13 protein-coding genes are annotated in these 12,280 nt (G+C 36.2%); 2 read left to right on the top strand and 11 right to left on the bottom strand.

Translation table 11 applies throughout. The annotated features are described in order from the left end of the window. The coding region (locus tag GXZ93_07325; protein ID HHT79583.1) for a hypothetical protein at positions 1-430 on the top strand (430 nt) is incomplete at its 5' end. Positions 431-432: 2 nt separating this feature from the next. Here GXZ93_07325 and GXZ93_07330 read toward each other — a convergent pair. The 8 genes from GXZ93_07330 to hisD form a co-directional block, all read right to left on the bottom strand. Continuing rightward, a complete protein-coding gene (locus GXZ93_07330) occupies positions 433-1,365 on the bottom strand; it encodes a hypothetical protein (protein ID HHT79584.1) in 933 nt (310 codons plus the stop codon). A 34-nt stretch (positions 1,366-1,399) separates the two neighbouring features. Beyond that, a complete protein-coding gene (locus GXZ93_07335; GenBank protein ID HHT79585.1) occupies positions 1,400-2,770 on the bottom strand; it encodes a 2,3-diphosphoglycerate synthetase in 1,371 nt (456 codons plus the stop codon). After that, positions 2,739-3,515, bottom strand: a complete 777-nt coding sequence (locus GXZ93_07340) for a metallophosphoesterase (protein ID HHT79586.1) — start codon at positions 3,513-3,515, stop codon at positions 2,739-2,741. The genes GXZ93_07335 and GXZ93_07340 overlap by 32 nt, the downstream gene beginning before the upstream one ends. A gap of 59 nt (positions 3,516-3,574) precedes the next feature. Beyond that, complete coding sequence (locus GXZ93_07345) at positions 3,575-4,756, bottom strand: geranylgeranyl reductase family protein (protein ID HHT79587.1); 1,182 nt, start codon at positions 4,754-4,756, stop codon at positions 3,575-3,577. Between the two features lie 83 nt (positions 4,757-4,839). Beyond that, positions 4,840-5,937: a sn-glycerol-3-phosphate ABC transporter ATP-binding protein UgpC gene (gene ugpC, locus GXZ93_07350; GenBank protein HHT79588.1), complete on the bottom strand. Its 1,098-nt coding sequence runs from the start codon at positions 5,935-5,937 to the stop codon at positions 4,840-4,842. A 180-nt stretch (positions 5,938-6,117) separates the two neighbouring features. Further along, positions 6,118-6,960: a dihydropteroate synthase gene (locus GXZ93_07355; protein HHT79589.1), complete on the bottom strand. Its 843-nt coding sequence runs from the start codon at positions 6,958-6,960 to the stop codon at positions 6,118-6,120. Positions 6,961-7,004: 44 nt separating this feature from the next. Continuing rightward, positions 7,005-8,114 (bottom strand): histidinol-phosphate transaminase, encoded by a 1,110-nt coding sequence (gene hisC / locus GXZ93_07360; protein HHT79590.1) that lies wholly within the window; start codon positions 8,112-8,114, stop codon positions 7,005-7,007. Continuing rightward, entirely contained in the window at positions 8,111-9,457 is a 1,347-nt protein-coding gene (gene hisD / locus GXZ93_07365; protein ID HHT79591.1) for a histidinol dehydrogenase, read from the bottom strand. The genes hisC and hisD overlap by 4 nt, the downstream gene beginning before the upstream one ends. A gap of 161 nt (positions 9,458-9,618) precedes the next feature. Here hisD and GXZ93_07370 point away from each other — a divergent pair, with 161 nt between their 5' ends. Next, positions 9,619-10,173 (top strand): epoxyqueuosine reductase QueH, encoded by a 555-nt coding sequence (locus tag GXZ93_07370; GenBank protein HHT79592.1) that lies wholly within the window; start codon positions 9,619-9,621, stop codon positions 10,171-10,173. A 65-nt stretch (positions 10,174-10,238) separates the two neighbouring features. Here GXZ93_07370 and GXZ93_07375 read toward each other — a convergent pair whose 3' ends face one another. From GXZ93_07375 to GXZ93_07385, 3 genes are all read right to left on the bottom strand, one after another. Continuing rightward, positions 10,239-11,060, bottom strand: a complete 822-nt coding sequence (locus GXZ93_07375) for a prolipoprotein diacylglyceryl transferase (protein HHT79593.1) — start codon at positions 11,058-11,060, stop codon at positions 10,239-10,241. A 136-nt stretch (positions 11,061-11,196) separates the two neighbouring features. Further along, the gene (locus GXZ93_07380; protein HHT79594.1) at positions 11,197-11,895 is read right to left on the bottom strand and encodes a TlpA family protein disulfide reductase; all 699 of its coding nucleotides are present in this window, start codon (positions 11,893-11,895) and stop codon (positions 11,197-11,199) included. 19 nt (positions 11,896-11,914) lie between these two features. After that, positions 11,915-12,268, bottom strand: coding sequence for a hypothetical protein (locus tag GXZ93_07385; protein HHT79595.1), 354 nt, complete (start codon positions 12,266-12,268; stop codon positions 11,915-11,917). Between the last annotated feature and the right edge of the window lie 12 nt (positions 12,269-12,280).

The following is a 12,280-nucleotide window of genomic DNA, read 5'->3' on the forward strand; positions in this document are numbered from 1 at the left end:
TATGAATATAAAAATAATAGTAATTTTAATAATTATTACAATAATAATTTCTTCTGTCATTACATTTGCTATAAAAAAAGATACCGGAATAGACTCGTTTTCGGTTATTGACAGATCATCCGGCTGGAGCAGTTCTGCATCATATATTAAAAATCCTGTTTTTGAACAGGCAGAAGATTCAGATATATGGGTTATATTGAGATTAAAAAATCCGCAGAGAAATGAAAATTACGTATTGGAGATTTACTTTGACGGAGAGTCCGGCAGCAAAATAATACAGACAGTCAAAGTTCCCATCGACAAAGAGAGTTCCCAGACAACAGAAATCTCCGTTGTAAAAAATGAAAGCCTATACCAAAAAGGGAAATACTCTGTAAAATTATATCACAATGATATAATCGCAGAAGAAACCGGATTTGAAATAAGATGATATCAGTAGTTGTGGCTTGAAAATTCCCTTTTTACCCTTTTAAACATTAAATCCATTACTTCTGCAAGAGTATGATCAAGATTGTAGTTATCAAGTATTTTGACATTGTTCCTGACAGCAAGTTCCTGAATATAGCTTTGTATCATTCTGATGTTTTTTAAATGACGCAGATATCTCTGCATTGGTCTTGAACCCTGTGTTTCAAAAGTCCTTTTTACGAAATGTTCTCTGTGAAGAGCTTCATCTTCAACAATTATTATAAAATGTTCTATCAGCGCTTTGTCTTCCATTTTTTTAATATTTATATAACCGGGAACAACATGAGCTCCCTCAATGATAGTATCTATTTTTTCCTCAACACTTCTCTTTATGATGGCTTCTATTCCTACAGTAACTGCCATTACCTGTTCCCTGAAACCCAGTATTACCGGGCTGACCCCTGTAGGAGGAAGTGCAAGGTGTTTATATGCATTATATGAAGAGCCCTGCAGTGGTTTTATCAGTTTGTCGGAAACAGATGTTCTCATGATTTCCCTGATCGCATCTGTCGAAACAACTCTTGATATATTAAGCCTGTTTGACATAATTGTGGAAATGGTAGATTTACCGGCTCCTGTGGAACCGCCAATAAGCATTATTATGGGTCTTCCAAGTTTTCCTACAGACTGCCATAAAAGATATTTTTCTGCATATTCAAGATTAACTTCCTCTTTTATAAACCTGAAAACAAGCGCTCTGAGGTCTTCAAGCGAAACTGACATTGATTTATTTTTAAAAAGATAATCCTGCACATCAAAAGCAATCCGATGGGATGTCAGCATATCAAGGCCTGTGACAATTATTGAATTGGCAAGAATGCCTTTGGAAAAAGGAAGCCCGCCCTTTTTTTTATCGGATATTACTATCATTTCTTTTTTGTTTTCTTCTTTATCCATTTGACTTTTATAAGTTGTTTATAATTTTAATAACTTAACAACCAGATGCTATTTTTTTAAATAAAACCAAAAGATAGTCAGTGAATTTTCTATTGCCTCCCCTGAAAAACGGGACATTATTCATATATGCAACCTCTTTATTGTGTTTTACTGAATAATCAGTTATTACATCCACTGCTGCTGCTTTTAATTCCGAAAGAAAAACATCAAAATCACCGAATTTCTCTATTTCATTATAAAGCTTTGGCCTGTCAGAAAGACTAAAGGTCATGCCTGTTATGGTGCATTTATATTTTTTCTCCAGATAATTTTTAATTTTTTCCTGCATCATGCTCTTGGCGGTCATCCCCACAACTACTTTTTTCCCTCCAAGTTCTCCAAGAGGATAGGGCCTGAATATTGACAGGAAAACCGAAGCTGAAGGATTGATCTCCCTGATATTGTTTAAAAGTATTTCAATATTTTCAAAATCAGCAATAGGCTTTTCACACATCGTAAGAATTATAGTCTGCGATATCATAATCCTGTATATTCCCAGATATCCGACTATTTCATCCCATTTCTGATCTGCGCCAATAACACATATGTAGCTATCCGTATCAACATCCGGAAGTGAAGCTCCGCTTCCTTCCATTATTATCAGATCCGGCTTTAAAGAAGACGCCAGTTTTGCGCCTTCAGTCACATTTGATAAAAAAACTTTTCCACCGAAACCGCCGCCGCATCTTCTGCAACCTATCGTAGTGATTTTACTCATCAATGCATCTTCAATGTAATCTGAGCTCGCATGCAGGCCTTTTTTGCTTAATGAAAGCAGAAACCGGGGAGTAATTTCCAATTCGCTCCCCTTGAGCAGCTGGGGTTTTTGAGGTCCTCCTCTGCCCATGGCGACAACTATTACATCCAGACCTTTTTTCTTATAAGCCTGGGCAATGAAAGCGCTTATTGCTGTTTTTCCGATTCTTTTTCCGGTACCGATAACTGAAATGGAAGGAACCTCCAGCTTCATGCGATCAGAAGGGTTTTCAAAAAAGAAATCCGTCCCCATGTAGCTGGCTTTCTTATAAAAACAGAAAGAAGCGATTTTCATTCTTATATCATGGTTTACAACCGGCTGATCGCTTAAATCAAATACGATGTCAGGCTTGAATTTATCCAGTGCAGATAAAAAATCCTGTAAAATATCCTTTACTACAAAAATATCATAATCAAAAAAATCAGAAAACTTTCCGGAGGATATTTTTTCCGTTCCTCCCAGAAAAATAATCCCTGCAATTGTGCCACAGAATTCTTTTTTTAACTTCCTGATTGCATCATTTGTAACCTGGGGATAATGCTCGCCATCAATAAGCGCGACCATTCTTTTGAATTTTTTACAATTTTGCATCTTTAATAAATTTAGCATTAAGCCCTTCCTTGACAGTAGACCTTTTTATTCCTTCAATTTTTTCAATTTTGTCAAAAGGGAACCTGCGGTAAATATCGATCTTGTCATCATAAATATACATTATGTTATAATTCGGCTCTATCTTTCCCCTTAATCTAAGACAGGATACTGTTCCTGTGGTTATCATCAGTATATCTTCAATCCTCCATATATAGGGAACATGCTTGTGTCCGCATAAAACAAGATCTACCTTTGAGTCAACAAGTACCTCCAGCACATCTCCGGCATCATTTACCACATTTCTTTCCCTGCCTGTACCCGGGATGGGAAGAAGATGGTGATGCATTGTAAAAATCTTGAAAACACTGTCATCTGCTTCAGCAAATTCATTCTTTATCCACTTGTAATATTCTCTTCCTATCTGACCGTTATCAAGGTCAGGTTCAGTTGAATCAGCAGCCACTATTTTTACTTTTTCATTATTATATGTAATATAGCGTTCACCATATATATCTTCAAAATGTATATAGCCTACATTTCTTGAGTCGTGATTTCCGGGCTGAACAATTAAATTATTGCATTTGATTGGAGCCAGATAATTTTTTACAGTATCATATTCTCTTCTGAAACCATTTGCAGTAAGATCCCCGGTTACGATAACTACATCCGGATTAAGTTCATTTATCTCGTCTATTGCTCTGGTTAACAGACTGGGAACAAAATGAACCTCGCCAACATGAATGTCGGAAATCTGAACTATCATGACAGGTTTCTTATTATCAATTACCATTGTCTCCCCTTTTACATTGCTTGCTCTTTATGTCAAATTTTAATTAGTTTTAATTTATTTACAACATCCGAATAAGTTTTTTCTCCCCTTAATATCCTACAACATGACTTGAAGAGTTTTTCGTTCTTTTTAATCAGTTTATAGTAAAAATACTGAGATGAAAAAAATATTTTTGAAATAATCATCGAATATTCGATATTTTTTATTATTTCACTGCTTACCTTTTTATTGTAATCGTGAAATTCAAAAGAAGAATTTTTTAATGCCTTGTCTACGCTTGAAAATGCAATATGAGAGCCAAGTATGGCATTATACAGTCCCTCACCCGTAAATGCATCTCCAAAACCTGCTGCATCTCCTGTAGCCAGAATCCTGTATGAAGATATAAAATCATTTCTGCTTCTGACCGGAATAAAATGTGCATGAACCTGTGATTCTTCTTTCTCATTGATTATGAAAAAATCCGTATTTTTTATAAAAGCGCTGAGATATTTTTTTATTTCTCTTGACTTCTCAGGAAGTCCTCCCATACCTGCAGAAATTCTTTTATTTTTTGGGAAAAGCCACAAATATCCATATTTTACCCCGCCAAAATCAATAACAACACTGTCTTTATCAAATAAAGCAAGGTTTGATTTTTTATCCGCGTTCTCTTTTCTGTCGGCACAATACTTTTTGCCGTATCCCAAAACCGGTATTTCGATTTCGTATCCTATTATCTTTCTGATTTTACGGAAATTATTAAATTTCCTTATGGTAAAACCACCGGCTCCGTCAGAACCTGCAAATATTTTTCCATAATATCTGCCCTTTTCCGTAAAAACAATTACTTCATTTCTTTCAACTGTAAGCTCTTTTACTCTCTCGCCTGTTTTAACAATACAGCCTGCTTCAACAGCTTTTTTCACAAGATAATCATCAAAATTCTTTCTATCAATGGTGTACATGAGAGGCTGATCATATTCCCCGATAAAATCATCCTTTGACTTTCTTTGAAAATGGATCCTGGTGATGACATTATGTATCTGGGAATCAATATTAAAAGGAATCATTTTTGCTGCTCTTATCTGTATGCCTCCGGCACAGACTTTATATCTGGGAAAATTTTCCTTATCCAAAATCAGGACATTGTATCCGCTTTCAGACAAAAGATATCCCAGAATACTCCCGGAAGGACCTGCACCGCTGATAATTACGTCAAATATTTCTTTCATAAATAGTCAAATATTTATAAGGCACAATAAAAATCGTGCCTTATAAATCAAATTAATATTTAATTATTACCGGTATTTTGTTTTTATGTATAAGCTTTTTCAGTTTCTTTTGAGAACAGGTGTACTTTTTCAAGATCTACATGCAGGGAGATATTTTCTCCGTCTTTTACCCGGCTTCTCGGATTTACCCTTGCAGTCATAAGAGTTCCCTCTATACCTATATAGGCATATATTTCCGCACCCATGGGCTCGGTTACCTCAACCATGGCTGTAATGGTATTTGAAGGCTTTGCATCAGATACAAATGCAGTATCCTCAAGATCTTCAGGCCTGATTCCAAGCACTACTTCTTTTCCTGCAAGATCATGCTCTTTTATTGCTTTTTTTATGTTATCAAATGTTTCAAGCTCAAAGTCCTTGTGCTTAAGCGTCATTTTGTCGGTAACTGTCACATCGATAAAGTTCATTGCAGGACTTCCTATAAAACCGGCTACAAACATATTGTCAGGATGGTCATAAACGTCCTGGGGATGGCCTACCTGCTGAACTATTCCGTCTTTCATGATTATTATCCTGTCAGCCATTGTCATGGCTTCTGTCTGATCATGGGTTACGTATATGATGGTTGCATGAAGCCTTTTGTGAAGTTTTGCAATCTCGGTTCTCATCTGGACTCTTAGCTTGGCATCCAGGTTAGACAGTGGTTCATCCATTAAGAATACCTTGGGGTTTCTTACTATGGCTCTTCCAAGGGCAACCCTTTGTCTTTGTCCTCCGGAAAGCTGTTTGGGCTTTCTTTTAAGCAGTTCTTCAATTGCAAGTATTTTTGCAGCTTCCTGAACCCTTTTTTCTATTTCGGCTTTGGGGGTTTTTCTGAGTTTAAGCCCGAAAGCCATATTGTCGTATACGTTCATGTGGGGATAGAGAGCGTAGTTCTGAAAAACCATGGCGATATCCCTGTCTTTTGGAGGGACATCGTTGACTTTCCTGTCTCCAATGTAGATCTCACCTTCCGTTATCTCCTCCAGCCCGGCGACCATTCTCAGTGTGGTCGTCTTGCCGCAGCCCGAGGGGCCGACAAGGACGATGAATTCTTCATCGTCTATCACCGCATTCATTTTGTCCACTGCCACAACATCGTCATACTTTTTAACCAAGTCTTTCAAAACAACCTTTGCCATCAGATTTCCTTTCATTTTTTGATATTAATTAGGTAAACATTATATTAAATTTAAATAATTTTTACCAAAAAAAGAGTGAGCGATTTGTAGAAAGATTTCGCACACTCTTTTTTTCTTTAAGAATAGTTAAAACATCATTTTTAAATATTTTAATTATTCCTAAACAGCAGAATATTTTAATTATTTTTTTCTGTACATGGATATATAGTTCATACCGTAAGCATCTTTTCCGGCAAGAAAATCAGCTGCTTTTACTGCGGGAGCAAGACTTTTCATAAGAACATCTGTTATGGGGGCACATAATCCGGCCATAATACCCATGACAATAAAATTAACATTCAGAAATTCTCTGTCAGGCATGCCGAAACTTATGTTTGAAAATCCACCGGTAGTAGAAACACCAAATTCCTTTACAATCATCCTCATGCTGTCAAGACATATCTTTCCAGCATTGCTATCAGTGGCAGCACCCATAACAAGGGGGTCAAAAACAAGATCTTCTCTTTTTATGCCAAGAGACCGGGCACGGTTTATAATTCTTTTTGCTATCTCAAACCTTTCAAAGGGATCATTCGGTATTCCTCTGCTGTCCATGGTGAGACATACTGCCGCAGAACCGCTTTCTTTTACTATAGGCAACATATATTCCATAGATTCTTCTTCACCATTGACCGAATTTATCAGAACTTTGTAGGGACACACATTCAGAGCTGCTTCGAGAGCTTTGTGATTTGCCGAATCAATACATATAGGTCTGTCAGTTACTTCCATAACTTTTTTTACTGCCTTTGGGAGAAGATCCACTTCATCAACCCCGACTGCTCCTACGTTTATATCAATAATATGGGCACCTGCATTTGTCTGTTCAATGGCATCTTTTTCAACCATATCCAGCTTGCCAAGCTTAAGTTCTTCAGCCAGGGATTTTCTGCCTGTAGGATTAATTCTTTCCGCGATAAAAACAGTCGGCAAACCTTGCCCGAACCTGATTTCACAGTTTCTTCCGGTTAAAACGGTTTCCATTATATTCCCTCCTTTCCCTTAAAATAAATTTAAAAAAATCAAGCTTACTTTTTAACCATATATTTTTTATAAATATCTAAAAAAATATTTATAAATTTTTCATTTATCTCCGGCACTGATATGGTAACTCTGATGTACTCCGGAAAACCCAGAAAACCGCCTCCCCTGACTATAAAACCTTTTCTAAGCAGGTCTTCTATTAATGCTTCAGTATATTTTCCTGTTTTTATCAGTATAAAATTTGCATATGATTTAACATATTCTATATTATTGCTGCTAAGAAAATTAAATAATTTTTCTCTTTCACCTATTATTACATCTGCATTTTTATTTATGTATTCATCGTCATCCAGAGATGCAATTGCTGCTTTCTGGGCAAGAAGGTTGACTACAAAAGGCTGTGCAAGTTTCTCAATGCTTTTAATTACTGCTTTATCCGCAACAGCATAACCTATCCTTAAGCCTGCAAGACCATATATTTTTGAAAAAGTGCGCATAACCATAAAATTTCCAAAAGAATCAATCAGTTTACAGGAATTAAATTTATCCTCATTTCCGACAAACTCAGTATATGCTTCATCAAGAACTACCAGTATTTCAGGATCAACATTATCAAGAATAAACCTTAATTCTCTTTCAGTGATTATGGTTCCCGTCGGATTATGAGGACTGGTAAGAAAAATGATCCCTGTATTCTTATTGGCAGCCGATACAATATTGCGGTAATCCTGCCTGAAGTCTTTTAAGGGTATTTTGACTATGTCCGCATTATTTTTCAGGGCAGATTTCTCATAAGTTAAAAAAGTCGGGTCAGGTATTACAATATTTTTATTCCCATCCAGGACAGCATCGCAGACCATTTCTATTATCTGGTCTGTGCCGTTTCCAAAAAGGAACTGCTCTTTGCTTATCCCTGTCTTTTCTTCAAGTTTTTCTCTGAGATCCCTGTTATAACTGTCAGGATAGTAATTTATCTCAGAAAGAGTATTATTTAAAGCTTCTGCCACTTTTGGCGAGGGTCCGAATATGTTTTCATTTGATGCAAGCTTATAAACAGTATCAAGCTTGTATTTTTTCTTTATTTCATCAATTGTCCTGCCCGGGATATACTCGGGAAGTTCAAGAATCCAGGATTTTATTTTGATAGAGGTCATTGTTTCTCCCTGATTCTTAGCTTTACTGAATTCCTGTGAGCCAGAAGATTTTCCGTAAAGGCAAAATCTTCAATCAAAGTATGTTCTTTTTCAAGAGCATTATAGTCATAATAAGTAACCGCACTCTTCTTAAAAAAGTCATAGACTCCAAGCGGTGATGAAAAAACCGCTGTTCCGCTGGTAGGAATGACATGATTCGTCCCTCCGATATAATCTCCCACCGCAACAGGTGTATGATTTCCGATAAATATGGAACCTCCGTTTTTAACTAATTCAAGCGTTTTGAAAGGATTGTCTGTCATTATTTCAAGATGCTCAGGAGCAATAATATCGGATATGGCGCAAGCCATTTTAATATCCCGGCATAAGATTATTTTACAGTTGTCGTTTATAGATTTTAATACAAGATCTCTGTTGAATCTTTCGCCATGTTCGGTTTTAAGCCGGTCAATCTGCTTAAAAATATTTATTATCGTATTTTCCGCCAGCTCACTACTGTCCGTTATAAGTATGCTTTTTGCATCCGGATCATGCTCGGCCTGAGACAAAAGATCTGCTGCAGCAAATACAGGATCTGCATTTCTGTCGGCTATTATTACAACTTCACTGGGGCCTGCAAGACTGTCTATGCCTACTTTGCCAAAAACCAGTTTTTTGGCAGCAGTTACATATATATTTCCGGGTCCGACTATTTTTGATACTTTTTTAACATGTCTGCCACCATAAGCCATAAGTGCCACGGCCTGCGCTCCGCTTATCTTGTAAATCTCGCTTATGTTTAAATATCTGAATATATAAAGAAGAATGTCATTTATTTTTCCCTCCCCTCTTGACGGAGTGCAAACAGCTATTTCTTTTACACCTGCGACCTGGGCCGGAATGACTGTCATTAGCACCGAGGAAGGATATGCATAAAGTCCACCGGGAACATATACGCACACCCTCTCAACAGGCGATGTGATCTGTCCCAGTTTTTTTCCCGGTTCAGGCTCAAAATACCATGTTGAAGCTTCATGCTTTAATTGTTCCTCGTGAAATCTCAAAATATTGTCATAACTTTTGTCTATTGCTTTTACCAGTTCCGGCTTATTATCTTTAATAAATTTATAGCCCTCCTCTATTTCCTGTGATGTGAGAATAGCATCTTCAATGTTTTTAAAAGATGTGTTGTCAAATTTATTGCAATAGTCAAGAGCTGCTTTTTCACCATCTTTTATTACATCGCTGATTATTCTTCCTGCAGATTCCATTACTTTGGGAGGTATTTCAAAATGACTTTTAAACAAGTCATGAGCCTGATCCAGACTGCTGATAGTGGTTACTTTCAAAACTTTTTCATTCATATTAAAATATAAAAAAAGAGTCCCGGTTATTAAAATTTATTGTGTAAATATATTAAAAATAAATAAATAAGACAATAACTATTTTATTCCTTTCAACTCTTTATAATAATAAAAGTTCTCAAAAAAACATATACATATACATATATATCATCTAAAAAAACATGGAATATAAATCAAAAAAAGAAAAGCCGGGACTTCTTCTTCATGCGTGCTGCGCCGTATGCGCAAGCTACCCTATTGAATTTCTGTCTGACAAGTTTGATACTGCCATATTGTTTTATAATCCAAATATTTATCCCCCGGAAGAATACTGGAAACGACTTGAAGATTTAAAAAGATATTCGGATATAAAAAAAATCAAGCTTGTTATCATGGATTATGAAACATCTGTTTTTGATGAAAGAATCAGTGGTTTTGAAAAAGAACCTGAAGGCGGAAAAAGATGTGAGATATGCTTCAGCCTGAGACTGGAAAAAACTGCCGTCTGTGCAAAAGAGTATGGCTATGATTTTTTTGCAACTACCCTGACGCTCAGCCCTCATAAAAAACATAAAATAATCAATGCTATAGGCATTGAGCTGGCAGACAGGCATGGTGTTAGCTATTATGAATCAGATTTCAAGAAAAATAATGGTTTTAAAATTGCAAATACAATCTCAAAACAATTTGCTTTTTACAGGCAGAATTACTGCGGTTGCAGACACAGTATCAGATGACGGGTCAAAAAGGTTTGATTCATATTCTTAAAATTAATCAGCAATAATTAAAAAATGTTTTTACTTTATTTTTCTTCAGTATTTTCAGATTCAGTCCTTTTCTTTGCAATAAATCTGTTTGCAAGAACATTAAGTATAATAAAAGCAGCAATTATTGTTAATCCGCTGATTATGTAAACTACCTTTATGGAACCCAGCATGGAGCTGTCTATTCTGTAGTATTCAATAAATACCCTGTAAAGAGAGTATATTATCAGATAAAGATTGAAAATGACTCCGTTCGGAATTTTGTCTTCTTTTTTTCTGAATACTGCATGTAAAATCATCAGTATTATAAAAAGAAGAATATTCGCTATGGACTCATATAAAAAAGTAGGATGAAAATATTCAAAACTTTCATATCCTCTCAGCCTGTTTTCAGGAGATATAAAAATCCCTATTTTTGCAGCTGTAGGTTTTCCGTATGCTTCCTGATTAAAGAAATTGCCCCATCTTCCTATTGCCTGCGCCAGTGCAAGCGAGGGAGCCATGCAATCAGCAAAACCCCATAAATCTATTTTTCTCACCCTGGCAAATATAATAAGAGCGATAAATCCGCCGATTATAACACCCTGTATGGCAAGACCGCCCTGCCTGAAAGCAAATATGCTTGAAAGATTTTTTGAATAATAAGACCAGTTAACAATAACGTGAAGGAGTCTGGCCCCTATTATCCCTGCAATTATTGCAAAAGGGGCGAAATTCAGAATTTCATCTGCTTTAAATTTTCTATACTTTGCTGTGAGATAAGAAATAATAATTCCAGCTATCAGTCCAAAAGCTATTAAAAGACCATACCATCTTATTTCCATATTGAACAATCGGAATGCAACAGGATCTATTGTCAAAACAACCTCCTTAAATATCAAAAATAATATAAGCAAACATTATCTTTTTATTTTTTTATTTTTTCAAATTATTTAATATGAAAATTCCGGAACTTTTTAATATTATCAGAATAAATATAAATCAGAATCCTGGATTTTATGCTTTGTTTCTGCACAGAAGTCCCTTAATAATCGAAACAAGTTCCTGTTTGGGAATCTGGCCTATCCATTTGTCTATAATCTCTCCGTCCGTATCGATAAAATAAATTGTTGGTATTGCACTTATACCCCAGTTGCCTGAAACATTTGCAACCTGATTATCGACCAGGATCGGATAACTGATATTATAATCAAAAACAAATTGCTTAAGTGCATTTAAGTCGTCATCAAGAGAAACCCCAAGAAAAGTTGTTCCCTGATCTTTGTATTCATTATGCACATCAATAAAATCAGGGATTTCTGCCTCACAGGGCGGACACCATGTCGCCCAGAAATTCAAGACTACTATTTTTCCTGCAAAGTCTGATAATGATATTTTTTCTCCGCTAAGGTTTTTGAGACTGAAATCATTCTGATAATCTTCCGTTTTTTTGTCATTATTCCCCGGATCTTCTTTTTGCTCTTCCTCAGGAGCCATGGAAGTTGTAGTTGTATTATCTGCAGTTTCTGCTGAAGTCGGAGGATTTTCCTGCTCTTCCCGGGAAATTACTGCCGACCGGTCTCCTTCCGAACCGGAATTGTTTTGCGCCACGGGAAAAAGCACAGGGCAGCAGCCACCGGAAATGATTAAAATCATTATTATAATTAAAGACAAGGATAATAATCCAAAGTATTTCAAATAATTTTTTTCAGTCAATTCTTTCCTCCGGTTCCTTTTATTTGATTTCTTCAATAATGTAGTCAGGATTGCCAAGATTCCGCCTTGCTGCTATTTCCACCTGCGTGTATGGATCTTTTCCCCATATCTGCTCAAAAATATGCTTTCCCTCCCTTAGCTCCTTGTCTTTTGGAAGTGATTTGGGGTTAAAATTCTCAGGAGTTATAAGATCAAGAGAAGCTTTTTCAATTGCGACAATATCGTCTGATCCAAGAATACCTATGTCAGGCACAATTGAAGCTGCAGACATTCCCCAGCAGTCGCATATAAAAGTTATGTTTAAAAGAATATTTACATAATACAGGCTATCCGGTTTGAAAGTTTTAAGTACTTCTTCTGTTGCAATAACCATTCCTTCCTGAAA

This window comes from Actinomycetota bacterium (assembly GCA_012837825.1).
Taxonomy (GTDB): domain Bacteria; phylum Actinomycetota; class Humimicrobiia; order Humimicrobiales; family Humimicrobiaceae; genus Humimicrobium.

Bases quoted from the DNA above. Each gene is read 5' to 3' on its own strand.
- GXZ93_07330 (HHT79584.1), bottom strand. From the start codon at position 1,365: ATGGATAAAGAAGAAAACAAAAAAGAAATGATAGTAATATCCGATAAA.
- GXZ93_07335 (HHT79585.1), bottom strand. From the start codon at position 2,770: ATGCTAAATTTATTAAAGATGCAAAATTGTAAAAAATTCAAAAGAATG.
- GXZ93_07340 (HHT79586.1), bottom strand. From the start codon at position 3,515: ATGATAGTTCAGATTTCCGACATTCATGTTGGCGAGGTTCATTTTGTT.
- GXZ93_07345 (HHT79587.1), bottom strand. From the start codon at position 4,756: ATGAAAGAAATATTTGACGTAATTATCAGCGGTGCAGGTCCTTCCGGG.
- ugpC (HHT79588.1), bottom strand. From the start codon at position 5,937: ATGGCAAAGGTTGTTTTGAAAGACTTGGTTAAAAAGTATGACGATGTT.
- GXZ93_07355 (HHT79589.1), bottom strand. From the start codon at position 6,960: ATGGAAACCGTTTTAACCGGAAGAAACTGTGAAATCAGGTTCGGGCAA.
- hisC (HHT79590.1), bottom strand. From the start codon at position 8,114: ATGACCTCTATCAAAATAAAATCCTGGATTCTTGAACTTCCCGAGTAT.
- hisD (HHT79591.1), bottom strand. From the start codon at position 9,457: ATGAATGAAAAAGTTTTGAAAGTAACCACTATCAGCAGTCTGGATCAG.
- GXZ93_07370 (HHT79592.1), top strand. From the start codon at position 9,619: ATGGAATATAAATCAAAAAAAGAAAAGCCGGGACTTCTTCTTCATGCG.
- GXZ93_07385 (HHT79595.1), bottom strand. From the start codon at position 12,268: ATGGTTATTGCAACAGAAGAAGTACTTAAAACTTTCAAACCGGATAGC.